The sequence below is a fragment of the Nitrospirota bacterium genome (assembly GCA_016214855.1).
Classification (GTDB): Bacteria; Nitrospirota; Thermodesulfovibrionia; order Thermodesulfovibrionales; family UBA6898; genus UBA6898.
On record JACRMT010000003.1, the window covers coordinates 24,855 to 50,602 of the forward strand.

General features: G+C 50.6%; 22 protein-coding genes and 4 tRNA genes. 14 read left to right on the forward strand and 12 right to left on the reverse strand.

All coding sequences use genetic code 11. From position 1 onward, the window contains the following. The first annotated feature begins 2 nt into the window (after positions 1-2). Positions 3-1,367: a DNA repair protein RadA gene (gene radA / locus HZB62_01235; protein MBI5073786.1), complete on the forward strand. Its 1,365-nt coding sequence runs from the start codon at positions 3-5 to the stop codon at positions 1,365-1,367. After that, positions 1,336-1,962, forward strand: coding sequence for a hypothetical protein (locus tag HZB62_01240; GenBank protein ID MBI5073787.1), 627 nt, complete (start codon positions 1,336-1,338; stop codon positions 1,960-1,962). Before radA ends, HZB62_01240 begins: the two co-directional genes overlap by 32 nt. Here HZB62_01240 and HZB62_01245 read toward each other — a convergent pair. The 3 genes from HZB62_01245 to HZB62_01255 form a co-directional block, all read right to left on the reverse strand. Next, positions 1,959-2,774: an AAA family ATPase gene (locus HZB62_01245; GenBank protein MBI5073788.1), complete on the reverse strand. Its 816-nt coding sequence runs from the start codon at positions 2,772-2,774 to the stop codon at positions 1,959-1,961. The genes HZB62_01240 and HZB62_01245 overlap by 4 nt on opposite strands. A 3-nt stretch (positions 2,775-2,777) precedes the next feature. Beyond that, the gene (locus HZB62_01250) at positions 2,778-5,681 is read right to left on the reverse strand and encodes a tetratricopeptide repeat protein (GenBank protein MBI5073789.1); all 2,904 of its coding nucleotides are present in this window, start codon (positions 5,679-5,681) and stop codon (positions 2,778-2,780) included. A 63-nt stretch (positions 5,682-5,744) separates the two neighbouring features. Continuing rightward, positions 5,745-6,245, reverse strand: a complete 501-nt coding sequence (locus HZB62_01255) for a hypothetical protein (GenBank protein ID MBI5073790.1) — start codon at positions 6,243-6,245, stop codon at positions 5,745-5,747. A gap of 343 nt (positions 6,246-6,588) precedes the next feature. Between HZB62_01255 and HZB62_01260 the strand changes: the two genes are divergently transcribed. The 4 genes from HZB62_01260 to HZB62_01275 all read left to right on the forward strand — a co-directional run bounded on the left by HZB62_01260 (position 6,589) and on the right by HZB62_01275 (position 10,903). Next, positions 6,589-7,212: a hypothetical protein gene (locus HZB62_01260; GenBank protein MBI5073791.1), complete on the forward strand. Its 624-nt coding sequence runs from the start codon at positions 6,589-6,591 to the stop codon at positions 7,210-7,212. 210 nt (positions 7,213-7,422) lie between these two features. After that, positions 7,423-8,130 (forward strand): hypothetical protein, encoded by a 708-nt coding sequence (locus HZB62_01265; protein ID MBI5073792.1) that lies wholly within the window; start codon positions 7,423-7,425, stop codon positions 8,128-8,130. 21 nt (positions 8,131-8,151) lie between these two features. Beyond that, a complete protein-coding gene (gene larC / locus HZB62_01270; protein ID MBI5073793.1) occupies positions 8,152-9,339 on the forward strand; it encodes a nickel pincer cofactor biosynthesis protein LarC in 1,188 nt (395 codons plus the stop codon). Between the two features lie 112 nt (positions 9,340-9,451). Further along, a complete protein-coding gene (locus HZB62_01275) occupies positions 9,452-10,903 on the forward strand; it encodes a hypothetical protein (protein MBI5073794.1) in 1,452 nt (483 codons plus the stop codon). Between the two features lie 310 nt (positions 10,904-11,213). Here HZB62_01275 and HZB62_01280 read toward each other — a convergent pair whose 3' ends face one another. Beyond that, positions 11,214-12,380 carry an ATP-binding protein gene (locus HZB62_01280; protein MBI5073795.1) on the reverse strand — a complete coding sequence of 389 codons (1,167 nt, stop codon included), beginning with the start codon at positions 12,378-12,380 and terminating at the stop codon, positions 11,214-11,216. A 447-nt stretch (positions 12,381-12,827) separates the two neighbouring features. Between HZB62_01280 and HZB62_01285 the strand changes: the two genes are divergently transcribed. The 4 genes from HZB62_01285 (at position 12,828) to HZB62_01300 (ending at position 13,430) form a co-directional block, all read left to right on the forward strand. Then, positions 12,828-12,904 (forward strand) — tRNA-Arg (locus tag HZB62_01285). A gap of 129 nt (positions 12,905-13,033) precedes the next feature. Beyond that, positions 13,034-13,110 (forward strand) — tRNA-His (locus tag HZB62_01290). Positions 13,111-13,167: 57 nt separating this feature from the next. Next, positions 13,168-13,243 (forward strand) — tRNA-Arg (locus tag HZB62_01295). Between the two features lie 111 nt (positions 13,244-13,354). Next, a tRNA-Lys gene (locus HZB62_01300) sits at positions 13,355-13,430 on the forward strand. Positions 13,431-13,496: 66 nt separating this feature from the next. On the opposite strand, the gene HZB62_01305 is transcribed toward HZB62_01300, so the two are convergent. Then, entirely contained in the window at positions 13,497-14,888 is a 1,392-nt protein-coding gene (locus HZB62_01305) for a patatin-like phospholipase family protein (protein MBI5073796.1), read from the reverse strand. A 112-nt stretch (positions 14,889-15,000) separates the two neighbouring features. Then, positions 15,001-15,540: a lipid-binding SYLF domain-containing protein gene (locus HZB62_01310; protein ID MBI5073797.1), complete on the reverse strand. Its 540-nt coding sequence runs from the start codon at positions 15,538-15,540 to the stop codon at positions 15,001-15,003. Between the two features lie 298 nt (positions 15,541-15,838). Here HZB62_01310 and HZB62_01315 point away from each other — a divergent pair, with 298 nt between their 5' ends. Together HZB62_01315 and HZB62_01320 are read left to right on the forward strand one after the other, a co-directional pair. After that, positions 15,839-17,140, forward strand: a complete 1,302-nt coding sequence (locus HZB62_01315) for a DUF3300 domain-containing protein (GenBank protein ID MBI5073798.1) — start codon at positions 15,839-15,841, stop codon at positions 17,138-17,140. Between the two features lie 47 nt (positions 17,141-17,187). Further along, positions 17,188-18,141 (forward strand): DUF2950 domain-containing protein, encoded by a 954-nt coding sequence (locus tag HZB62_01320; protein ID MBI5073799.1) that lies wholly within the window; start codon positions 17,188-17,190, stop codon positions 18,139-18,141. 91 nt (positions 18,142-18,232) lie between these two features. Here HZB62_01320 and HZB62_01325 read toward each other — a convergent pair whose 3' ends face one another. The 6 genes from HZB62_01325 to HZB62_01350 form a co-directional block, all read right to left on the reverse strand. Then, complete coding sequence (locus HZB62_01325; protein ID MBI5073800.1) at positions 18,233-18,559, reverse strand: hypothetical protein; 327 nt, start codon at positions 18,557-18,559, stop codon at positions 18,233-18,235. A gap of 55 nt (positions 18,560-18,614) precedes the next feature. Continuing rightward, positions 18,615-18,887 (reverse strand): YggU family protein, encoded by a 273-nt coding sequence (locus HZB62_01330; GenBank protein MBI5073801.1) that lies wholly within the window; start codon positions 18,885-18,887, stop codon positions 18,615-18,617. A 140-nt stretch (positions 18,888-19,027) separates the two neighbouring features. Continuing rightward, on the reverse strand, positions 19,028-20,374 hold the full coding sequence (locus HZB62_01335) for a HAMP domain-containing histidine kinase (GenBank protein MBI5073802.1): 1,347 nt from the start codon (positions 20,372-20,374) through the stop codon (positions 19,028-19,030). Then, complete coding sequence (locus HZB62_01340) at positions 20,364-21,068, reverse strand: response regulator transcription factor (protein MBI5073803.1); 705 nt, start codon at positions 21,066-21,068, stop codon at positions 20,364-20,366. Before HZB62_01340 ends, HZB62_01335 begins: the two co-directional genes overlap by 11 nt. Next, complete coding sequence (locus HZB62_01345; protein MBI5073804.1) at positions 21,031-21,915, reverse strand: phosphatase PAP2 family protein; 885 nt, start codon at positions 21,913-21,915, stop codon at positions 21,031-21,033. The genes HZB62_01340 and HZB62_01345 overlap by 38 nt, the downstream gene beginning before the upstream one ends. Next, entirely contained in the window at positions 21,912-22,478 is a 567-nt protein-coding gene (locus tag HZB62_01350; GenBank protein ID MBI5073805.1) for an NYN domain-containing protein, read from the reverse strand. The genes HZB62_01345 and HZB62_01350 overlap by 4 nt, the downstream gene beginning before the upstream one ends. 256 nt (positions 22,479-22,734) lie before the next feature. On the opposite strand from HZB62_01350, the gene hyfB reads away from it, so the two are divergent. Beyond that, positions 22,735-24,780 carry a hydrogenase 4 subunit B gene (hyfB, locus tag HZB62_01355; protein MBI5073806.1) on the forward strand — a complete coding sequence of 682 codons (2,046 nt, stop codon included), beginning with the start codon at positions 22,735-22,737 and terminating at the stop codon, positions 24,778-24,780. Next, the gene (locus HZB62_01360; GenBank protein ID MBI5073807.1) at positions 24,777-25,721 is read left to right on the forward strand and encodes an NADH-quinone oxidoreductase subunit H; all 945 of its coding nucleotides are present in this window, start codon (positions 24,777-24,779) and stop codon (positions 25,719-25,721) included. Before hyfB ends, HZB62_01360 begins: the two co-directional genes overlap by 4 nt. Positions 25,722-25,748 lie beyond the last annotated feature (27 nt).

Below are 25,748 nucleotides of genomic sequence, written 5' to 3' on the forward strand. Positions count from 1 at the left end.
GTATGGCAAAAACAAAGACCTTCTTCCAATGCCAATCCTGCGGATATGGCAGTCCCAAGTGGCTTGGCAAATGCCCTGACTGCAATGCATGGAACAGCTTTGTGGAGGAGCGGGAAATTCCATCAGGCCGAAAGGGGTCGTCGCTCCAGCCTTCGACAAAGACTGCGCCGGTTCTGCTCCAGGCAATAGAGGGTATTTCCGAAAAAAGGATCTCTACAGGCATACAGGAGTTCGACAGGGTATTGGGCGGCGGCGTTGTTGCAGGGTCGGTGATCCTTGTCGGCGGCGACCCTGGCATCGGCAAGTCAACGCTCCTGCTTCAGGCATTCTCAGGCCTCTCGAAAAAGACCGGAAAGCTGCTTTATGTCTCGGGCGAGGAGTCGCCCCAGCAGATAAAGATGCGGGCAGAGAGGCTTTCGATCGATTCCGAGAAGATCATCCTGCTGCCTGAAACATCACTTGAAGGCATTCTTGATGCAGCGATAAAGATAAAGCCTGATGCCATGGTGGTGGATTCGATCCAGACCGTGTACACGCAGGAGCTTCTGTCAGCCCCCGGTTCTGTGGGACAGGTGCGGGAGTGCGCTGCACGGCTCATGCTCCATGCAAAAAGATCTGATCTGCCGGTCTTCCTCGTCGGTCATGTGACGAAAGATGGCTCTATTGCCGGGCCGCGCGTGCTTGAACATATTGTGGACACGGTCCTTTATTTCGAAGGAGATCGCGGTCATTCGTATCGTGTCCTGAGGACCATGAAGAACCGCTTCGGCTCGACCAATGAGATCGGCATTTTCGAGATGTCGGATGCAGGCCTCAGGGAAGTGAGCAACCCTTCAGAGCTTTTCCTTTCAGAAAGGCCGCAGAATGTATCGGGCTCGACCGTTGTTGCCTGCCTCGAAGGCACGCGGCCGCTTATGGTCGAGATACAGGCGTTGGTGTCCCAGACAAACTTCGGCATGCCGAGGAGGACCTCGATTGGTGTTGACTTCAACAGGGTGAACCTCCTGATCGCCGTCCTTGAGAAGCGTGCCGGCCTGCATCTTGGCGGCATGGACATCTTTATCAATATTGTCGGCGGGCTGAAGATCATAGAGCCGGCAGTCGATCTGGGCATTATCGCAACCATAGCATCATCAGGCCGGGAAAAACCTGTCGAGCCGAGGACCTGCGTTTTTGGCGAGGTTGGGCTCTCAGGAGAGATCAGGGCGGTCGCACAGGCAGAAATGCGCTTGAAAGAGGCCGCAAAGATCGGGTTTGAGCGGGCTGTTATTCCGGCAGGTAATGCTGAAAAGATGAAGGGAAAACAGGACATCGAGATCATAGGAGTCAGGAACTGTGACGAATTTCTTAAAGCTGTTCTTCGTTAGCATTTTCGTGCTGGCAGCAGCATGTGCGCCTAAAAGGGTCGAGATGCCTGCTGTTGAGCAACGCAGCATTGATGTTGTGCTTGCAGAGCGGAGATCTATTGAGAGAATAGATGCTGCCATGTCCGTGGTCTTTGAGAAGACCGACTCCGAGATGTATGGTGATGCGGTCCTCGACATTGGGCAGGACGGAAATCTGCATATGAAGGTCTACACGCTCGGCATCCTTGCGATGGATCTTACCTCAAAGAACGGTCTGGTAAAGAGCACGCCGAAGCTGGACAAGAACAAGACCGCGATCCTTACCCAGGGGTTACGGGACAGTCTCTTCTGGTGGGATCTTAAAGATTTTACGGTCCGGGAGGAGAAGGATCAGCTTATTCTGCAGAATGCGACCCGGCAGGTTGTGATCGACCGGAAGACAATGCTTCCCCAAAAACAGGTGATCTCTTTTGATGACGGGAAGCAGCTGAAGATTTCCTATGACAATCCTGCTCAGGCACAGGGTGTGTGGTACCCGTCAAAAATGCGGATAGAGCTTTCCCGCTATACGGTAACGCTGACTGTGCGGGAGATTACTTTTAGCGTGAAGGGTTAGCTCTCAAGGCCAAGGTCGATCGCCACGGTCTTGATGATCGAATCGTCTACTGCCGTATTTTTGAACAGGAACCCTTCGAGGAGCGCATTGTCGCAGATCGTATTGATCAACCGCGGTACGCCGTTCGAATATTTGTAGATCATGGATATGGCTTTGTCGGTGAAGATCTGGTCGACAGCGCCTGCTACTTTTAACCGGTGCCGGATATAGTCCTTGGTATCCGCTTCCGAGTATGCGTTCAGTCTTATCCTGATCGCTACCCTCTGCTTGAGCGGTTCATCGAGAGAGAGTACCTGATCGAGATCAGGCAGGCCGAAGAAAACAAAGTTGACCATCTTGCCTTCAGAGGTCTCCATATTCAAGAGGCCCCTGAACTCCTCCATGATCTCGGCCGAGTTCAGCATCTGTACTTCATCCATCAGAACGACCGCTCTTTTGCCCTGCTCATTGATCTCGTGGAGCCTGCGGTAGATCTCGCTCAGTATTTCAATTTTACTGTCAGGGACGTTCTTGACCCCTAACTGGATCGCAAACTTCTTAAAGAGCCACTCCGAACTTACGGAGGAGTGAATGATCACGAGAAGAGCTGCTTCATAGTGGTCCTCATCGAGCTCCTCAAGCATCTTGCGTGCGAGGGTGGTCTTGCCTGCGCCTATGTTGCCGATCACGACAGCGAGACCCTTTTTCGTATCAATGGCGTATTTCAGTTTGACCAGTGCCTGCACCTGTTCAGGACTGTTATAGTAGAACCTGCTGTCAACGACATTCGAAAACGGATGTTCTGCAAGTTTAAAATATTCGAGATAGTCCATATATTAGAGGTAGGATACCCTATCTTTCCTTTCTTTAGGCTTTTCTTTTGCCTGTTCCCTTTCTTTTTCAGCAGTTGGCGGGGCTTGTGCCCTCAACTGACTCATTTTATCAGAAACATCCCGGAATTTCGCACTCCATCCGTACACGCCGGTGTACAGGTCAAGGGCCTCTTTCAGATTCTTGTTCTTTTCGTGGGCCTCTGCAAGTTCATAGATCAGAGCCCAGTAGGAATCATCCTTCTCCTTCATCTCAAGCGAGGCCTTGTTCAAGACATCGATAGCAAGGGGGTAAAGGCCTTTCTCCATGTAACAGACGCCCAGCATGGTAGATGACTGAATGAACCGTGCAGGATCACTCCGCGATGTCTGGAACTCCTTGATGGCATCATCAACAAGGCCCATCTCCTTGTAAGCGATACCGAGGTTGTAGTGGGTTTCGGAATCTGCGTCACCAAGTTCTTTCTCGATACCCTTTTTGAATTCCTGAAATATCTCGAGCACGTCATTATCGAGCGCCGGCTCGGGCATTTCCTGGGCATCCATGAGATCGTCGTCAGAAAAGGAGAAGTTTTCGAATTCTGTTTCCTTCGGCGGTTCAGCGGCTTTTGGCGCGGTCTCCTGCACTGGTGCAAACTCTTCCTGAAATGTGGCTTCAATGACCGGCGCTGTTTCTATAACCTTCACTTCTTCGATCGAAGCGGTAACCGGCTCTTCAATGCCCTGTTCTTCAATAACAACTTCGCCTGCCGGTGCTGCTGCTTTTTCAGGCTCTTCAAAGATATCGAACATCTCATGTTTGTCCGGAAGCTCAAAAGCCTCATGATATTCACCTTCGCGGGATGTCTCAGGCTCTTCGTCCGATCCGAAGATCCCGGGTATTTCGAACGTTGACGGGCCTTCAACGGTTTCAGGCATATCAAAGGCATCATGCATTTCCAGGCCTGCAAGTTCGTCAGTTTCGAGTCCATGGCCGGTCTGCCCCAGGGCGTTCAGACGCTCATTGATATTCTTGTTCTCCGGGAAAAGCTTCTGCAGTTTTTCAAGGATCTTGATAGCCTCTGTAGCAAGCCCCTGGCGGGAATAAAAATCAGCCTCGGCTATCTCCTCCTCGTAGTCTTCGATATCAAGTTCTCGCGACGAAACCGTTTCAGCAAAATTTGCCGGCTGACGGGAAGAAAATGAGGTCTGCTCAATAAGATGGGCAAAGCCCTGTTCAGCAAGACGCGGATCTTCAGGGCTGATATTGAGGGCGTCTTTCATGACCTGTTCGGCATTTGTGTCATCGCCCTGATGCCTGTATAGTTCATTCAGGATAATGCACTCGGCAACAGCAGCTTCCTTGTTGTGCGTGTCGGTGTACACGGATTTTAGCCGCATATGAATATCGATGCTGTCCGGGAACCTCTGCTTTAATCCCTCGAGCAGACGCTGAGCTTCACTGAGAAGGCCGTACCGGGAAAAGATATCAGCCTCGGTGATCACCTCGTCAAACGCTTTTTCTGCTCTGATCGTTATGCTCTCCGGCTCAGCCTTCTTCCCCACAGCAGGGAATTCGAACTGTTCCAGGATCGGCTCTGCCGGTTCAGCGGATAGGGGTTCGTCAGATATGATCGTCTCCGGCAGATCGATCGGCTCATCAAATATATTGATCTCAGGTATGGAAGGAGCTTCACGTTCAATGACCGGTTCCTGTATCAAGGTATCCGGGATCTCTATTTCCGGGATCGTCGGTTCAGGCATGACCGGCTCAAACTCAAGATCGGACGGTGCAAGTCTCTTTCTCACATCTGCATGGAGAGGGTTGATCTGTTCAGCTTCGGCATAGCAGGACCGTGCATCATCTTCCATCCCTTTTTCAGCATACAGATCCCCCATTGAGATCAGCTCTGTCACGGCACGGTCATCTTCATTCAACTGTTTGTAAAGAGAAACCAGCCTCTTACCAGTTTCTATGGGTTCAATGCTTCTGAAGGTGGTGAGGAAACTGATGGCATCTTCAAACTTCTGATCCAGGAGGACCTCATCAAGGATCGGCAGGTATTGTGCCCAGGCCATTCCGGTTTCAGATGCCTTGAGATACAGTTCGCCTAACATCCTGCGTGCCTTGATGTTCTTCGGTTCTTTTTCCGATATTCGGAGAAGGCATTTTACCGCAAGGTCGGTATTGTCGGTGATGACTGCAAGCTCAGCGCAGCGGAAGAGAATGCCCAGGTCCTCAGGAAAAAGCACCATAGCCTCTTTCATCTGTTCCATGGCCTGCCGGAGCTCCCCAGTCTTCTCAAAAACACTGTTGAGGCCCAAGGTGGCTTCCTTGTTCAAAGGCTGCAGATCGATCGTCTTTTGGAAGAATTCCCTGGCCTTCTGCATATCTCCTTTTTCATCATGGATCCGTGCTATATGCACAAACTCGCTCGCTGCATCCGATTTGAGGCCTTCCTTGATATAGATATCGGCGACTTTTATCCTGAGCGGAATGTTTGCCGGCGAAAGGGAAAGGATCTTTGCATAGACATCGAGTATCTTCTCTTTTTTGCCTTCCTTTGCAAGGAGGTCCGCTACCACAAGATAATACTTGATGGCCTCTGCCAGCATGCCCTTTTCTTCGCAGATCTCGCCAAAGGCAATGAGAGCGTCAGTGTCAGCAGGGTTGATGTTCAATACCTTTTTGTACAGTGCCTGTGCCTTCTGGGAGAATCCTTCCTGTCTGAAAAACATGGCCGCTTTCTGATAATGCTCTATGGCGGACTTCTGTGTGCCTTTTCTGAGGTAAATATCACCTATCATGTTATAGGTGTTGCCATCCGGGCTTTCTTTGACAAGCCTCTCCAATTCGGAAATGGCTTTGTCGAGCGCACCTTTGGCTAAATACTTCTGGGCATCTTTTAATATTGCAGCTTTATCTAACATGTAGGTAACTCTAATATTATCGCACGCAAATTAAAAGTGTCAATGAAAACAACAAGTTATTTGCTATTTGTGGTGTTTTTGGGAAGGTGGAATATTCATTAGGACAGTTTCGAAACTCATAATCATTTCGGTGCGTAATTCAGTGATCCTTCTGAGCATTTTCATGAATTTTCTGTGTTCGGCAAGGGGCATCTGTTCCTCGATCACTTCGATCAGCGGCGAACAGAAAAACCAGGTGCAGCGGTAAGGTCTTTCCGAGCGTTTACGGAGGCATCCCCTTGCGCCCAGGAACCGGCAAGGGTCAGTGAATTCGACCGCAGGGTCATCTGCCGGTATTTCCCTTCCGAGGGATGACATGAATATGACATCGCTGTAGTCAAAACGCGAGTGCCTGTTGACGCAGCAGACTGATCTGCAGTCAGGACAGACCCTTGCTGTGTGGGATTCGATGATCAGGCTGATTGCCTCGATGGTCTCTTCTGCCTTCTCTGCAGCGTGTCTTGTGCTTTGGAGTTCTGTCCCGTGCTTTGAGAAGATCAGCGGGATCTTGTCAGTGCCGATCAAAACTGCTCACCGAAAACGCAGAAAAGGATTTGAGCGGATTTTCCCTGCTTTCTTCATAATAGTTCGTCTCAAGCCGGCCCACGATGATGGTTTCGATCTGCATGCTTAATTATACGCAAAGCAGGAGGTTTCAAAAAGCCTGCGCTATTGGATACAATAAAACCGTGAAAGATACGAACCTCACATGCCGGGCCTGCAATGGTCCGATCAAGCTGCAGTTTGGTTGAAGGGCAATTACTCTGCGCTGCATGGACTGCGGCAAAAGATACGGCATAGCAGACTATGCTGAAGAACTTGACCAGGAAACCTGGGACATCATCTCATCGCGGTCCTGCAATAGGGCATGAGCATCTTCTCTCTTCTTCTCACTGCTGACAAGGATAGCATAGAAAGGGCAACAGGCAAGATGCGGGACCTGTATGGCCGTATGGGCAAGGCCTATGAAAGCGCTGCGTTGGGCTATAATTTTTCCTGCAATGGCTGTGCAGAGAGCTGCTGCGAAGAGCGTTTTTATCATCATACCCTTTCCGAGTTCCTTTACCTGCTTCGAGGGCTGCAGACTCTGGACGAGGGGACGAGAAAAGAGATATTCGCCCGCGCCAGAGAGGTGGCAGAGTTGTACAGGATGCATGATATGGAGGGGCAGGCAAGGCGCATCATGTGCCCGCTCAATAAGGACGGCCACTGCAGTTTTTATGATCACCGGCTCATGATCTGCAGGCTCCACGGCGTGCCTTACAACATGCGGAGGCCTGACGGAACTGAAACGCAGGGCAGCGGCTGCCACAGGGTCGACTGGGACATGTCTTCTGAAAAGAGCAGTGACCGCATGCTTGACCGGACAGACCTCTATCGGGAACTGTCAGGCATTGAGATTGAATTACGACAGAAACTCGGCTTCGGCCATCGGATAAACATGACCATTGCGGAGATGATAACGGATATTGAAAAACTGCTGGCGAAGTAGAGCGTATTTAAGTCAAAGCAATTGAGTTGATGCGACGGGTTGAATCCCCTCCTTACCGAGGAGGGGTTGGGGAGGTTTTGGTAATATTATCTATACCCCTCCATAGCCTCCCCTTGGAAAGGGGAGGATCATTATAGCCATAACTGAATTGTTGCGATGAGTGCCATGATTTTTGTTGTATCATAATGTCAAAAAGATTACAGGGGGAATATGAGCATCAGAGAAAATATCCATCAGGTCATTGATCTTATTAACCCGCAGCATATCCTTGTGAGCGTCTTTGACAAGGCCGGACTTGAAGAGCTGATTAATGGCATTCTTGCGGCGAATCCGAAGGCCAGATTCTACTCCACCGGCGGCACAGGCAAGAAGATCGCCGAGATCCTTGGTGCAGGAGCATCAAAAAATTATATTTCGGTTGAAGAGTTTACCGGCGCGCCTGAGATGGAGGGCGGACTGGTCAAGACGCTCCATCCCAAGATCCATGCAGGCCTGCTTGCAGAGCGGGGCAATCCGGCGCATGAGGAATATTTGTATAAAACACTTGCAGCAGGCAGCAACTATGCCGGCGTATATTTCGATATTTTCGTCGGCAACCTTTATCCCTTCACCTCTGTCATAGAAAAAGAGGGCACCACCTCTGAGACAGCACGGGTGAATATCGACATCGGCGGGCCTGCCATGACCATGGCATCAGCAAAGAACTGGCACAGCATTGCAGCGCTTACGTCTTCGTCCCAGTATGCAGATTTTCTCGCAGTCTTGAGGAACAACGGCGGAAGGATCAGCCTTGAGCAGAGGTTCAATCTCGCAACTCAGGCAATGAAGTCCATCGGCGATTACCGCTCAGCGATCGGTGCTTATTTCACGAAACTGGACTTTAATAAAGATGTGAAGCCCTTTCTGGATGTGAAGTGATTTTGTCACGAGGCATTGAAATTGAAGATAGTATATTTTGACTGTTTTTCCGGGATCAGCGGGGACATGTGCCTTGGCGCGTTTGTTGACGCAGGCGTGCCGCTCAAAGAGATCGAAAAGGGCCTGAAGAAGCTCAAGCTCAAGGGATACACTCTGAGGGAGCAGAAGGTCCTGCGTGCAGGGATCGCTGCGACAAAGGTTGATGTTGAACTGAAGAAAGCGGTCAGCGGTCAGCAGTCAGCACTCAGAAAGTGGAAGGATATTCAAAAGATCATCAAAGATTCGACTCTGCCGGACAATATAAAGAGGCAGGGACTGCAGGTATTCAAGAATCTTTTTGAGGCAGAGGCAAAGGTGCATGGAAGCACGATCAACACAACGCACCTTCACGAACTGGGATGTGTTGACTGTCTTGTAGATATCTTCGGCACGCTGATCGGTCTGTCTTATCTCAGCATAGATAACGTCTTCGCATCTCCAGTCAATCTCGGCAGCGGCTCAACAAGAACCGCTCACGGTATGATGCCTGTGCCTGCACCTGCAACGGCAGAATTGCTGAAAGGCGTTTCCTGTTATTCGTCCGGGCCTGCATTTGAGATGACAACGCCGACAGGTGCTGTTCTCCTGAAAACACTCTCATCCGGGTTTGGATCAATGCCCTCATTCTCCTCAGAAATGATCGGCATTGGTGCAGGGAACAAGGACCCGGAAGAACGTCCGAATATCCTCAGGATCATGGTCGGCGAAACAGATAAAACCGTTCAGGATGAAACCATAACGGTTATCGAGACGAACATCGATGACATGAACCCGCAGGTCTATGAATATGTGATGGAGCGCCTCTTTGATGCCGGAGCGCTTGATATTTTTCTGACACAGGTGATCATGAAGAAATCACGGCCGGGCGTCTTGCTTACGGCGCTCTGCAGCGCTGAAAAGAAGAACGATCTTGTCAATATCATCCTGAAAGAGACCACCACGATCGGTATCCGTTTTTATGAAGCCGGCAGAGTTACGATGAAGCGTGAGATAAAACAGAGCCAGACAAGATTCGGCAAGATCAGGGTTAAACAGTCGGCACGTGGCAGCTCGCTGAGAGTCACGCCGGAATACGAAGACTGCAAAAGGATCGCGAGGAATACGGGATCATCGCTGCTTGATGTGATGGAGAACGCCCGGGACAGCATAGCGGGAAAGCGTCAGACGTAACTGTCAATAGCGCTAGGGAAAGTCAGCTGATTTAACATTGACTTATCCTGAAAAGCCTGTGATACAATGCAGACAGCCTTTGAACTTGTCACATGTCAATAGGGGGAGCGTAATGACTGAGGGTATCACCGTCCGGGTGCTGGGTGACTATGGCCCATTCTCCAGAATGGGCAAGAGCATCGGGTATCTGGTCACGCTGGGCAATTCGCAGTATCTGCTCGATTGCGGCACGCCGCTTTTTCAACAGATCGGGGGCCATGGCCTCAAGAATATCAAGGGTCTGATCATTACCCATTGTCACGATGATCACAAGAGATGGTTTTCCGATCTCGCGTTGTTCAATATGTACGCTCCGGACTTTGCAACAAAGCTTTTTCTTCTGACCAGTGAACAGGTCAACAAAGATCTTAAACGCGCTTCCGGCCCTGCCCTTGAGAGAAGTCTTTCCCTTGACGGCAGGAGGGTGGTAGATATCTCCTATGAGACCTACATAGAGCACAAGCTGCTTGGCCCCAGGTCGAAGTACAGGATTGCAGGAACGGAGATGGGCAATGGTGAGAGAGGCCTTGTTGTCGAAGGCCCTGACAAGAGGCCGGTCGGACCTGAGCGTGCGAAGATCGTTATCAGCACTGTCACAGGGCTTGCCCGCATGCTCTTTAAGGACCCCGAGTCTCAGGAGTGGGTCGAGCCCGAATCGTTCTATTCTTTTTCCTCTGATACGTTTTATGAACAGGAGAGGAATCTTTTCATTGACCCTGAGGGATGTGCCATAGAAGCCTTTAATGCGCCTGTCTGGCACGGCCTTCCGAGCATCGGGCTGAAGTTCAGCAATGGGAAGGAATCGCTGCTCTTTAGTTCTGACACGGTGCATGATATTGACCTTTGGAAGGAGCTCGCGTTCGAAAAAAGAGCTATGAGGCATAACCTGCCGGAGAAGGAATTTGAGGCAGCCTCAGTACTTTGGGGCGACATTAATGATTTTATTGAGCGTGCCTGGAGCCATGAGAGATATGAACAGGCACGGCGCACTTTTGATTCAGGCGTGGTTATCCATGATATCGCCTCAAAAAAGAGTGTGGTGCATACGGACTACAGCCGGCTTGCACATACGGCTCTGATGAAGAGCAGGACTATCCTTACCCATAGCCCTGACCTGATGACGTCGGAATGGGTACTCAGCAGGACCGACAAGCTGTTCAGAGTGCTTGGCGACGATTTTTTTGAAGTGGTAGGGGAACAGCTCTACCCGCTGAATGCCGATGTTTATCATAAAGAGGCCGGACGCTATTATGTGGGGTACAAAAATCCTGAAGGTGCTTTCAGTGTCTGTGAGCAGGAAGGCCTGCTGTCGCTGTCCGGGGCTTGCGGCAAGGGTAAGACGCTGTTCCGCGTTGACCTGTACGAGGATATCGGCGGGAGATATTTCCCGAAGCTGGACAATGACAGCGATATGTATTTCGAACGCAAGGACGGCCTTGTGGAGCGCATCAGCTTTTCCAAAAAGGGCAGCAGCGGAGAACTGGTCGTCTGCCAGCGCGACAGGCTTTCGAAAAGGGTTTCTTAGGTCCCGGCAGGACTCCTCCAAAGCAAAAGCAGACTCTTCCGCACTCTCCGGAACATACGTTTTCCGAAAGATAAATCGACTCTTCGAAAGGGCTGGAGGCATTTTGCCGACATAAGCAAGGATCATGGGTCAGCTTATCCAGCACCGAAAACTTGATATCATCTTTGCTTATGTATTCACGTGTTTGTTTAAGAAACTGCCTGATATTTCCTATGTGCAATCCCAGCCATTTTTTAGGCTTTATATCCATCCTTCAGCTTTGACGACTTTTTTTAAAAAGCCTTCAGGTTGATCCTGCTCAACTGGCAAATCATAATTCAAGTTGTATTCCATTAATAGCCTTCACGTCTTTACCGATTGCATGATCTTTTTTGACCCGGCAGACGACATACTTCTTCAACACGGAATCTTCTCCGTAGTAGTTCCTGAAATAATTAAAGCCCTTTGCTTCATCAAGGGTTGGGGCACCGGTCAATTTAGCCTCAATCGCCATGAACTGACCGCCCTTTTCAATAATAAAATCGACCTCTCTGCCGTCCTTGGTCCGCCAGTAGTAAAGCGGCGGATTGTTGATCCCCTGGGAAAGCAGATGGCGTTGTATCTGACTGAATGCGTAGGTCTCCCAAAGTGCCCCTGCCATGGGAGAATTGGCTATATCCTGCCAGGAATAAAGTCCCATCAGGTTAGCGGCAAGTCCGGTATCAAGAAAATAGAGTTTGGGCGACTTCACAAGCCTTTTACCAATACTTCTGTGGTAGGGTTCAAGTAAATGGATCATATGCGATGCCTCAAGCACCGAGATCCATGCCTTTACGGTATTGGGCGCAACTCCAACATCCCTTGCAAGATCCGCAAACGACAGGGTTTGTGCTGTCCGGATTGCTGCAGCCCGAAGGAATCGATTAAAGTCCCGCAAACTGCCAACATGCATGATATTTCGGACATCCCTCTCAAGGTAGGTTGCTATATATGAAGGGTACCAATGCTGCCGGTTAATATCCTTATCTGCATATAGAGCGGGGAAGCCTCCGGTGCTTATGTAGTCCTCAACAGAAGTAAGTCTGTTCCCTCGTTCCAATTCGTGAGCAGACAGTGGCTGGAGATTGACTATGCCACAGCGTCCGGCCAGGCTTTCTGAAAGATTCTGCATAAGCGGAAAACTCTGTGAGCCTGTTATGAAAAACTGTCCCTTTTGTTTTGCCTTGTCAACGGTTAGCTTGATATACCTGAAGAGGTCAGGCGCATACTGCGCCTCATCTATAATGGCAGGAAATTTCAGTGCATCTATGAAATCCTGTGGCGCATTTGCTGCCTCTGCTGCCCGTGCCGGGTCATCCAACGTTACATAAGATAAACCCGGGAACAGGTGATTTAAAATACTTGTTTTACCAACCTGACGGGCACCGGTGACAAAGACTACCGGGAACTGCTTCCCGAGCTCCCTAATCAGGCCTTCCGCATTTCTCTTTATCCACATGTGGATATTATGCAGTTGCTTTGCATAAATGTCCAGCCTGATTGTTAGGAATAACCGCTGGCGATCAGATACTATTTAAAAAACTTCCTGATATTTCCTATATGCAATCCCAGCCATTCTTTTTTATAGTCTTTAGATGTATCCTCCAGCCTTGACGCCTTTTCTTTTTGAAGACTTCAGGTTGATCCTGGAGGAGTCGAGCTTGATAACCGGAACGTCCTGATCTGTTTCCCCTGACAGATTGTGTAGGCAAAGAGAGAGCTTTTATTGTGTCAACGGGGTTATAAGGTCTGAATATTTCATTTAATTTTCTTCCTGTGGTATTATATTCAGTCAGTTTCATCGGTGGTGGGTAGTGGTGGTGAAAATGGAAAAAAAGCCCTCTCTCAATCCAATCTATCCAATTAATCCACCAGAAAGAATTGAGTAAATCGGTAAGTTATTCATGCGCCTGTAGCTCAGTTGGATAGAGCAACTGCCTTCTAAGCAGTAGGCCACAGGTTCGAATCCTGTCAGGCGTACCAATTATATTTAAAAAGCCTTACGTTGCGACCGCTTATTGGTGATGAGCGGCAGAGATGCTATGATTTTCCCGGTTTTTTCGTTTATACTATTGCGTAATCGAGGCTTTGCCGGTAAAGAGTTTTTTTATGGTGGGTGTAGCTCAGTTGGTTAGAGCACCAGGTTGTGGCCCTGGTGGTCGGGGGTTCGAGCCCCCTCACTCACCCCATTTAACCATTGCCCGGAGATGTTACGGGATGATTAACCTTGATATCCGTTTCTCTTTGCGCCTGTAGCTCAGTGGATAGAGCATCAGCCTCCGGAGCTGAGGGCCGGAGGTTCGAATCCTCTCAGGCGCGCCAACTCTTGATCGTTCCGGTGACACACGAAAGTTTTATTGAAGATGGCAGTTTTGGTTGACTCTGAAAATTATTTTGATTAATATATCGTTTCACTGATACCAGTTATTCAATGGACCGTTAGCTCAGTTGGTAGAGCAGCTGACTCTTAATCAGCGGGTCGCAAGTTCGAATCTTGCACGGTTCACCATTTATATCAAGGGGTTGCAAGGGGTTACAGAGCCTTGAAATCCCTTTTGTTTTTTCTCAGCTGAACTTATTGCTTCAAGTCGCGCAGCAGCTGCTGGAACTCCCTGGACTCTGTAAGTATTCTGCCGGCTGCAGCACGGAGATTGTCTACATCCTCGGGGGGAAGGGCGAAAGAAGTCGATAGTCGCTTATAATACCAGCGCTCCATCTCGTCTTTCAGCGCATCAAACTTGACCTCTACCATATAGAACTGTATGTCTCCACAGGAACCGGGATCTGTTGACAATGTTTTCCCGGTGCAGCGCTGAGCCCGGACCTGCTCAGCCCATTCCTTCAGGTTCTCCTTCAGGAGCGCGACGGTCTCGACATTATACCGCTCTATAGCAATAGTCGAATAGGATTCAAGCATGGCAGCAAGCGCCGGGGGACTCTCCATACCGTCCAATTTGGAATCAGGCTGGGTTTCGGCGTTAACCACAATGAAGACAACTTTGTGGACATTTTCATGATGGGTATTCCTGATCGTTTTCCAGAAATCCCCTCTGAAGATTATCCTGTCCACAATTGCCCTGAGGCCAAGGTTGTCCGCAACCCCGCCGTCGATCAGATGGAGATAAGGTTTTTTTTCAGCGTCAAGAAAGGGCCTGATGTTATTGACGAGATGGAACCGCCGGTCTGTTATATCATCTTCTTTGAGGACCTGCTCGATAGGTTCCGGCATTCTGTAATTACAGCTTCCGGCATAGTTCCGGACGGTCAGGGGACTCAGTATAACAGGTACTGCGGAAGATGCTGCCACAGCCCGCCCTACGGGGAAATTCGTAAGGTCAGAACAGATCATATCGAACATGTCCTGGGTAAACCCGACCCTTACACCGTAGGTCATGTCCGTAGCATTAATAATGATCATCGGACCCTTCCGGGCTGCGATGTCACCAATAGTGCCGCCATCAAAGATGTACCGATCATAATACTCGGCAGCCAAATCGCTGCGGTCGAAATAGGGGGAGAGAAGGCGGGCCACGTTAACCGGGTTAAAGACCTTTGCAAAAAGTTCTCCCTGAATATTTTTTTTCAGGAACCTGCTTTCAAAGTCCTGGAAGATGCGGTCGCCAAAAAGTCCGTAATAGCCCGCGGTGAAGCTTCCGCCGGAAACGCTCGATATGGTGTCTACTTCATCCAGGAGCCTTCGCCCTTTCCCCTCTGCCACGATCACAGTATTGGCGAGCAGTTCAAGAACGCCATAGGAAAAGGCTGCAGCCCTGGTTCCGCCCCCCGATAACGTAAGAAAAATGAGCATGTCATCGGATTTCCCCGGCGCTCTCATGCTCTTCGCCCGGTACCCGGCTGCCGGGTTATATTCTTTAAGGGGCTGATTTATAGGATAATGTGCACAGCCAGACAGGAGAAGGGAAATGATAATTACGACAGAAAGGCAGTATATCACTCTTCCGCGCATAAATGTTCTTTAGGGGAAAACGCGGAGTCCGTTCATGGTGTTCTATCCTGCCCAATGTTCTGCATGCAATAGTTCTTGTCCCTTGGCTGTTAGATCTGATGTCCAATTACCATCAAAAAGGTTCAAAACCAAACCGCTGGCCGCTTATGCTTGCCTCGGCCATGAATCCAGCGGTCGGCAGGATAAAGACAGCCACTCCATCCGTATAGGTTCCAGCCTTGCCTACGCCTTCGGTCACTACAATGGCTGATAGCTGAGCCCCTGCCTCAAAACGGCCGTTTTTGAAGTCCTCAGCCCGGTCTTTGTCGCGAAAAAAAACGACCTCCCGGTAAGCCTGCCCGCCGATTTGAGCTCCGGCGCTCAACTGTGTAATGCTCACTTTTCCTATCGGTTTTCCGTTTTCAAAGAACCATCCTCTTCCATATCCTACGCCTCCTATGAAAGCGCCCTTGCCGACGGTCGGCAGCACGGCATATGCGTATGCCTTGTCAAAATATATCTGCAGGCTTGGATCGATCGACAGGAGGCGGCTTATCGTATCTTTCACGGCCCGCTCCTCGTCCTCCCTGTCCCGCGGATCCCAACCGGCGTATGATGATGAAAGAAAAAGAATTAATAAGAAAGCCATACTTGACATGATGATTTTTTTCATTGTCCACCTCATTATGAGAAAATTAAGTCGGGGTGACTATCGGCGAGTCACTTGTTCTCATTATATGCTGATGGCGGCTCAGTGTCAAAGCCAACATGTCCGGTATTCCTCTGCCGCTTAAAGCGCCTGCTTCTGGTACGTGTCAGGTTCATACGGTGCAAGCGTATTACCTTTCTCCGCGCATGAGCCGTTATTGCTTGCTCTTGAAACAATGCGTGGTAGAATGTGTTTAATTGGTCAGTGAAGATGTTTCTTCCGTAATGTTACAGAGTGGCATTTGAGATGCTGAGGAGGAATTATGAAGATACTGAAAGTGGTTAATCAGGCAGTCAGTTTCCTTGTCATGTTAGTCCTTGCCCTGCCGCTGCAGGCGCTGGCTCAGGTTGAGGGGGGCGGCACCCAATCTGCGGCGTTTAGCAAAGAGGAGCTTGCCCAGATGCTGGCGCCTGTTGCCCTGTTCCCCGATGCCCTTCTTTCCCAGGTTCTGATGGCCTCCACGTATCCGCTCGAAGTGGTTGAGGCAGACCGATGGGTGAAGAAGAATGCCGGACTCGGCGGCGATGCGCTGGACGAAGCTCTCGTGGATAAAGAGTGGGATCCGAGCGTTAAGTCCCTCTGTCATTTCCCTTCCATTCTCAGTTCCATGAGCGATAAGATCGCCCAGACAACCAGACTTGGTGATGCCTTTCTCGCCCAACAGGACGATGTAATGGCCATGGTTCAGGAACTCAGGGCGAAGGCCCGCGAGGCGGGCAGCCTTAAACCTACAAAAGAGCAGAACGTGATCGTCGAAAAAGAGACGATCATCATCGAATCGGCAAACCCTGAAGTGGTTTATGTGCCGTCATACGATCCTTATTATGTATATGGACCGTGGTGGTATCCGGCCTATCCTCCCTATTACTGGTGGCCAAGACCAACGATCATAGGTTCCGGCCTGGTTTTCTGGCCAGGGATAGTTGTCGGTGTTTCCGCAGGTTACTGGAGCTTCTTTGACTGGTATAACCACGTTATCATTATTGATTGGAGCAGGACACATAAGTTTCATCGTCACCGTGGCGACAGGGATGGCAGGGACAGGGATAGGTGGCGTCACGATGCAGACCACAGGAGAGGTGTTGCGTACAGGGACAGGGAGACGGCCAGGAAGTTCGGTCAGGCTGCTGAGCGGTCCCGGGAGTCGAGACGTGAACTTCGCGGGTTCCCGGAGCGCCGCACAATGGACAGACAGACAAGGGAAACTATACAGCGGGATTTTGAAAGGGCTCCTCTGAGGGGCGGCGAGACAGTCCGCCCGGAAAGGGGCAGGATGCGGGAACAAATTGACCGGAGGGAGCGGCCGGCAATGCCGCGGAGAGAAAGTATCTTTGGCGGCGGCGGAGATGCCGGGAGAGAACGTATGGAAAGTGAACGCGGCCGGAGCAGTCGTGAAAATATCAACAGGGGCAGCCGTGAAGGCGTTGGTCAGAGCCCGGGTATCAGCAGGGGGTCTGACGGCAGAAGAGGGCAGGTCGGCAGCCAGGGCACCAGTAAAGGCAGTAGCAAGGGTCAGAGCTCCGGGCAAGACAGACCCGGAGACCGAGGGAGGGTGGGAAGATGACGATACGTTATGAACATATACAGAGTGCAGGTACGCTAACCACAGTAATGCTGAAGAGGAAGGGGCGGTTATCTGCATGGGCAGTTGTTCTGCTGATCCTATGGGTGGCTTTTTTTGCAGGCTCTGCCTTTGCGAAGACCGGAGCCGTGGCAAAGCAGAGGACCTTTGCATCGCCCGAAGAGGCAGTCAAAGCCCTGACTGCAGCGGTCAGAAACGATAATAATAAGGAATTGGCTGCTATCCTCGGTCCGCGATCAGGAGACCTGGTCTCATCCGGCGACGAGGTTGATGACAGGGCCGGAAAAGGGCGGTTTCTGAAGGCATACGAAGAAAAGAACAGTATAGAATTGAAGGGAGATAACAAGGCATTACTGCATATTGGCGGTCAGGACCGGGTTTTCCCTATCCCTGTTGTCAGGAAGGCAGACCGGTGGTCCTTTGATACAAAGGCCGGCAAGGAAGAACTGCTCTGCAGGAGGGTCGGCAGGAACGAGCTGAATGTCATGGATGTGCTCCAGGCTTACACTGACGCTCAGCGTGAGTACGCCTCCAAAGATCGGGACAATGATGGTGTTCTTGAATTTGCCCAGGGTCTGATCAGTGCAAAGGGGAAGAAAGATGGGCTTTATTGGGAGGTGAAAGAGGGGGAAGAGGAAAGTCCCTTTGGGCCGCTTATCGCAAAGGCTGCAGAAGAGGGATATAAGGATCGGACCAAGATGGAGCCTTTCCATGGATATTATTTCAGAATTATAAAGGCTCAGGGTTCAAATGCAAGGGGCGGGGCCTTTGATTATGTGGTCAGAGGCAATATGGTCCTCGGATTCGGGCTTCTTGCCTATCCTGCCAAATACGGGTCATCGGGGATCATGACCTTTATGGTGAATCAGGAAGGAGTGATCTATCAGAAGGACCTCGGTAAGAAGACTGTCAGGGCATCGAAAATAACCAGATATGATCCTGATAAGACCTGGAAGAAGGTCGAGGAAACGGCAAAGAAGTAGCGCCGATCTTTATCAAATGGAAAAGGGCATGACCAAAACTTGGTCATACCCTTCTTATATCTGAAGGGTTACCCCCTCCTGGATCTGATGTTCAGTATATAGACCGAAGCCTGCCGGTCTTTCTGTCGAAGATCACCTTATCCACCCGTTTACTGTTCTGCAGCACCTCTGCCTCGATGAATCTTCCCTTATGCGCAACATTGCCGAGACGATATCCCCGCTCTTCATAATATTTTCTGAGTGACTGTATCGCCACCCCGGGGGGGATTGCCTCCTTGCATGCGCCGTACACTGCGCAGTCTTTGCAGTATCCGCCATAGGGCGTCACCGGCCCTTCGCCTCCAAAAGAGAAAGAGGCTGCAGAGAGCAGCAGGAATGCTGATAGTGCTGATCTGGTGACAATATGCAGAGTTTTCATAATCTCCTGCTGTTATCCTACGCCACAGTGATGAAGAAATTATGAAGGATTGCCTTCAAGCGATCTCCTCAATGCCGCTGATCTCAACCACTTTTCTTTTTGATGACTGACCCCTGATAACCCTTACCTGTGATCTTTTCACCTGCAGTTCCTCTGCAAGCACCTCGATCAGCTGTTCGTTCGCCGCCCCCTCAACAGGCGGTGATGTGAGCTTTACTTTCAGGACATTGTTGTCCATCACACCGGCAATGCCTTTTTGCGAAGACCTGGGCTCGACCTTCACCTCGATCGTTATACCGTTCTTTGTCCTCTTATAAGGGATGTTCATAAGTATTTTCAATTCTTTTGCATAACCTCGTTTGCCGTGACATTAATTACTTTAAAACCCCACCTGACCTCCCCTTGGTAAGGGGAGGAAGTAACCCTTTTTGAGTCTTGCCACTTTTCCCCCTCCTTACCAAGGAGGGGTTAGGGGAGGTTAGGTATCCATATTCTGAACGCTGAGCCTTTTCCGTCTACGCTCTTTACCTCTATTGTTCCTGCCATGGCATCGACCAGTTCCTTGACAATGGCGAGGCCAAGTCCAATGCCATTTGATTCCTCACCCCGGTAAAACCTTTTGAAGATGTCCTGTACCCTGTCCTGGGCTATACCCTTTCCCGTGTCAGTGATCTCGATGAAAAAACCGCTGCTGTCTTTGCCGACATCAATGGATATCGAACCGTTATCTGTATATTTCAGCGCATTGGAGAGGATGTTTTGCACAATCCGTTCCAGTTTTTCAGGATCAGAAGATACGGGCAGTTCCCCTCTGCCTGAAAGCGTTATCGCCAGTCCCTTTTCCGTGGCAAGGGGCAGCATCCTCTCCCTGATGCGCACGAGCAGCTCCCTGAGGTCAAACTGCACAATGTTCTTTTTTGTAAAAAAACTGGCCTCGGCCTTGGTAACATCTTCGATGCCCTGCACGAGTTTTATCAGATTTTCGGTCTCAGCCCGGATATTTTCAAGACCTATGGTCTGATCAGCGATGACGCCGTCGCTCATTGCCTCTATTGTTGCCTTCATGACAGCAAGCGGCGTGCGAAGTTCATGGGCAATATTGGACGTCAGATGTCTGCGCAGGGCCTCTTCGCGCTCCAGCGCCTCTGCCATGTAGTTAAAGCTGCGGCTTAGCTGGCCGAGTTCGTCTCCCGAATATACCGGGACGCGCACGCTGAAATCGCTTGCTGCAAGGGTTTCTACAGCCTCTTTCATCTTTTTCATCGGCCGCGAAAAGAAGAGACTGAAGAACAGGGAGAGAAGAACTGCCCCGCCGCCCGCAATGGCAAAGGCAACGATCAGAAAATAGATCCCTCTTTTTCTGAAGACGGTTTCTTTCTCTTCAATGCCAGGCCTGTTCAGCCGTCTCACCTGCATGGTGCCGATCTCCCTTCCTTCCTGATAGAGGGGATAGGGTTCATATTCCCCCTTTGCAGAGTTGAGGTCGGTGATCGCAAGCATCCGCTTCTTCATGGAGGGTGTGAGCATGGCAATGGCGGCTGTTGAACTCATCACCTCACGGTTTTCAGAATCATCTATCCTCGCATCGAATCCCAGCATTATGGCCCAGTGCAGGGCCTCGTGCAGCGCAGCATGGTCCCATCTGCCGTCGCTATAACTGCCTTCAACGGCTGCCATGATCCAGTACAGCCGGTCTTCTCTGGCGCCGCTCACATATTCTTCAAAATCTCTTGTGATAAGACGTTCATAGATAAGCCCTGAGATAAGTGCAAGGAGGACAACAGCGAGAAAAGAAAGAAAAAGCTTATTCCTCATCAGGTATTCCGATGAATTTGTACCCTACGCCATACACGGTCTGTATGAACTCGGGCGACTTCGAGTCTTTCTCTACTTTGTGGCGCAGATTTTTTACATGTGCATCAATGGTCCTGTCGTATCCTTCAAAATCGAATCCCTGGACAATATTCACGATCTGGTTGCGTGAGAGTATCCTGCCGTGGTTTTCGGCCAGGGATGTGAGGATCTTGAACTCGGTGAGCGTAAGCTGCAGGGACTTGCCGTCCAGAAAAACCTCGTGACGGTCCAGGTCAACCGAAAGTCTGCCCTTGTTGTATCTGAGATGATGTCTCTTTGTTTTGCCTGACCGTCTTAAATGCGCTTTTACACGGGCAACAAGTTCTTTCGGACTGAAGGGTTTGACCACATAATCGTCTGCACCGATGCCGAGTCCCCTGACCCTGTCTTCCTCACCGCTCTTTGCCGTAAGCATGATGATCGGGACATCAGAGGTCTGCCTGATCGTGGCGCAAAGCTCTTCCCCTGCCATATCAGGGAGCATCAGGTCCAGAATGATCAGGTCAGGAGCTTCCTTCAGCAGTTTGAGCGCAGCTGATCCGTTTTCAGCAACCCGTATCCTGAACCCTTCTTTGTCAAGATAGGCCTTGACGATATCAGAGATCTTTTTTTCATCCTCAACGATCAGAATGAATTCTTTTCTGCCAGTATCCATAATAGGCGCCTCCGAAAAAGAAGGTCAGGGCTGTCAGGCTGAACCCTGCCAATACATCTACCACATAATGATACCTGAGGTAAACCGTAGAAAAGATGAGTGCTGCGACAAAGGGCAGAAATATCCAAAAGAGCTTTTTCTCGAACTTGAATGCAAGGAAGAGGACGGTAAGGGCGATGCCGGTGTGACCGCTCGGAAAGGCGTCACGCTTTATGCCTTCAAGACGGTTCAGCAGTTCCTGTATCGGCGCAGTCAGAACAAAGCCCTGGAGGTCAGTAGTCTGCAGATGCATCATGGTGAAGCGCGGGCCGAGCGCAGGGAAGAGCAGATACCCGGCGTAGGAAAGATAGAAGCAGAGCATGATCATAAAAAGGGCATAGTCGAACTCCCGCTCACGTTTTTGTGCAAGAAGCACGATGCCGATCGTGAACGGCAGAAGATAGTAGCTGGAATAGGCGACCTGGAGCGCATCCGTAAGCAGGGGGTGCATGATCTTTTCCATCATGACAGTAGGATGACCGCCAAAAAAAACGAAATCGAGCTTTATCAGAATCGGGTCTATGTCCTGGGGATTGACAGCATGAACAATATATTCCAGACTGTCGAAGATGGCGAGAATCGATATGGTCGGAAAGATCAGATGATAGACCCAGTGCATAAACCGGCCTTTATCCCTGAACAGGAGCAGGAGCGCCTGAACAAGGAACATAGCACTATAGAGAAGAATAAGAAGGGATGCATGGTCGATCACGCGGCTGAATATGACGGCGATGACCGTAAGCGCCGTCAGCGAGAGGAAATTCAGGGCATCAGCGGGTCTGAGCAGTGCAAGGAAGTTTCTGGTCATAGTTTTCTGAGCACTCGCATGAGAGCCTTCTCTCTTTTTGATCGTTGTCGCGAACTGCCTTTCTGCCTCATATCATCATCCTCATCATCAGCTGGCTGTTCGTTGTCGCCATCAGTGAGCATGTTCCCATTCTTACCAAGGCGGAGCTGGGGGCGGTTGAGATGAATGCTCTGCTCAAGCCTGCTTAAGAACTGGGCAGAAGGAACCGGCACTGAACTGTTGTTCCAGGCATGGTCCATGATCTCCCTGTCCGAACTGATCACGACCCACTCTTTCCGGTCCTGCTCTATCATGGTCTTGATCACCTCGTCTGCCTTGTCACCCAGACGCGAGTAGATAACGCGGACACCTGCGGTAACGGCCTCCTCCTGGCGACTGCCTCCCGATTTCCAGCCATCAAATACAACGGTGATGTCATGACCTTTCAGTTTTCGGTATGCAATAAGCTGCTGAATAAGCTGTTCCCGCTCTTTCTGCAGATCCCGGTGCTGTATGCCGATGAGATTATACCCGTCTATGATTATCGAAGAAATAGCTCTGCCTCCGGTGATATAGGTGGTGATATTATAGCATTGCCCTGTCTTGTCGGAACCTCATAAAGATAAACAGCCAGCTGTCTGGTTTTGCTCATAAGCCGGCCACAGGAGTCATAGGCTCGCACTTCAGAGCGTAAACACTCCGGAGTGTAAACCTGCTTCCGGCAGCTGCAATGCACTATTATTGCTCATTGGTGTTATAATTCATGAATATTTTTCTGAGGACAATGGATTGCAAGATAGCGTACTTAAGGCGAGGAGATATTAAGACAGGTGCAGCGTAATGCATATTGATCCCATGCAGCTTGCCGGTTCAGCGGTTCTCCTGCTTCTCGGATCGGCAGTTTTGGCAATGTTCCTTGGCAGATTCCAGCGCCTGCTTGTTGCGGTCAGTTTTACCCTTGCCTCTGCAGCCTCTCTGCTTGCCCTTGCTGCCGGAGTATGGGCAGTAAACAGCAACAGCATTAGTCAGGCTATGATGGCCATGGGCCTGCCTGATCTGCCGTTTCATCTCAGGCTCGACCCGCTTGCAGGATTTTTTCTCACGATCGTCAGCGCTCTTTCGTTCATTGTTTCGATCTATTCGCTTGGGTATGTTAAAGGCATTATCGTTCAGAGGCCGGTCACAAGGCTTGTTGTCTTTTATGCGCTCTTCCTTGCCGGCATGTTCATGGTCATTCTTGCTGATGATGCCCTGTTCTTCCTCATCGCCTGGGAGGTGATGGCTGCAGCTTCATACTTCCTTGTGCTTTTTGAGGACGAACGCATAGAAAATCGGCGGGCAGCATTCCTCTATATAGTTGTTGCACATGTCGGTGCCATTGCCATACTCCTTTCTTTTGGGGTCATGGCCGGCCTGGTGACAGGATTTGAAGGGTTTCATGGATACACCTTTGACGCCATGCGGCAGGCTCAGTTCACACCGGCATGGGCGACTGCTGCGTTTTTGCTGGCCTTTTTCGGTTTTGCTGCAAAGGCAGGAATGATCCCCCTGCATGTCTGGCTTCCTGAGGCTCACCCTGTTGCTCCGTCAAATGTCTCTGCCCTGATGAGCGGTGTTATGCTCAAGACCGCCATTTACGGGATCGTCCGGGTGACCTTTGATCTTATCCGTATTTTCCCCTGGTGGTGGGGAGCGCTGGTGCTGGTGCTGGGCCTGGTATCTGCCGTGATCGGCGTGCTGTTTGCGCTGATGCAGAATGATCTGAAGAGACTCCTTGCCTATTCTTCGGTTGAGAATATAGGGATCGTGCTTATCGGCATCGGGCTTGCCATGATATTTACCTCATTTCAGCTGCCCCTGCTTGCTGCTCTTGCTCTTACCGCAGGCCTTTATCACGCGCTGAACCATGCCATGTTCAAAGGGCTTCTTTTCATGGGCGCCGGAGGTGTACTCCATGCTGCACATGAAAGAAATATGGAGAAGATGGGCGGTCTCATTCATCTGCTCCCCTGGACCTCTGCGCTTTTCCTCGTCGGCTGCGTCTCCATATCAGGGCTGCCGCCCTTCAATGGTTTTGTGTCTGAGTGGCTTACTTTTCAGGCATTTCTGCTCTCTCCTTCTCTGCCGAGCCCGCTGATGAAACTGCTGATCCCGATGGGAGCTGCGCTCCTTGCACTTACTGCTGCGCTGTCTGCTGCCTGTTTTGTGAAGGCCTTTGGCGTTACCTTCCTCGGCCAGTGGCGCGGCCAGCATGCCCCTCATATCCAGGAGGTGAACTGGCCCATGAAGCTGGGCATGATCATGGCCGCGGTCTGCTGCCTTTTCCTCGGCATTCTGCCGACCCTGGTCATCGACTGGATGGATGCCGTGCCTGAGCTGCTTGTCGGTTCGAAGATCAGCACCTCGGCAGGTGCGTTTGGCTGGATGTGGCTGACACCGGTTGCGCGCGAGAGGGCCTCATACTCCGGGCCGATGGTATTTTTCGTGATCCTCGCGGTCATTATCATTGCCTATCTTCTGCTGCATGTCAGATCAGGCTCGATCAAACGGGTTCCTCTCTGGGACTGCGGTTTTGAGAAAGTGACACAGCGTATGCAGTATACGTCTACGTCTTTTGCGATGCCCATACGGCGGATCTTCGGTTTTTTCTTCAGCATCAGGGAGCGGGTGAAACTTGATGGCCATGCAGCGCACAGGGCATTTCCCGTGAGGATGCATTATTATCTCCGCATACGCGACCGCTTCTGGGGCTGGTTCTATAAACCGCTTATTGATGCCAGTTTCTGGGTCTCACGCAGGGTAGGCATGCTGCAGCAGGGCCGCATACAGACCTATCTCATCTATTCTTTTGTGACCATTATTATCCTGCTGATATTTACACGATGAACCTTTATCCCTTTATAACAGAGATACTGCAGATCCTGATCATCCTGGTCATTGCTCCGGCTTATGTCGGGTGGGTCAGGACGCTGAAGTGCTGGCTCCAGGGCCGGACCACGGCCGGACTGTTACAGCCCTACCGCGACCTCATAAAGCTCTTTGCCAAAGACGTGATCCTGGCCGGGAATGCTTCCTGGATATTCAGGTTCACCCCGTATATTGTCTTTGGCACTGCAACCCTTGCGGGAGGGATCATCCCGATGCTGTCAATTGACCTGCCTCTTGCAGCGTCTGCTGATGTCATTGTACTGGTGGCCCTCTTTGCTATTGCACGATTTTTTACTGCCCTGGCAGGCATGGACATCGGCACCGCATTCGGCGGCATGGGATCGAGCAGAGAGATGACCATAGCTTCCTTGGCTGAGCCTGCCATGCTCATGGCCATATTTACGGTCTCCCTGGCTGCAAGGTCAACATCGCTTTCTCAGATCGTGGAGGTCGTGTACAACGGCCAGTCTCTGCTGCGGCCGTCACTTGCCTTTGCATTCCTGGCCTTTGTACAGGTAAGTCTCGCAGAGACCGGCCGGATACCGGTTGATAACCCATCTACGCATCTGGAACTGACCATGATCCATGAGGCGATGATCCTTGAATATTCAGGGCGGCATCTGGCACTTCTCGAATGGGCAGGCATGATGAAGCTTACCCTTTTTATGGCGCTCGGTGCAGTACTCTTCTTTCCCTGGGGCATTGACGCGACAGGGAGTCCGGTTGCTTCAGGCATGGCATTTATATTTCTGCTGCTTAAGCTCGCTGCATCGGGAGTGGTGCTGGTCCTGATAGAGACCGGCCTGGCAAAGATGCGGCTTTTCCGTTTGACCGAATTTCTGGGATCAGCTTTTTTAATGGCAACCCTTGGTATGTTGTCATTTTTTATTCTGGAGTGAGAGGGAGAAGAAGGGATTAGAGATGAG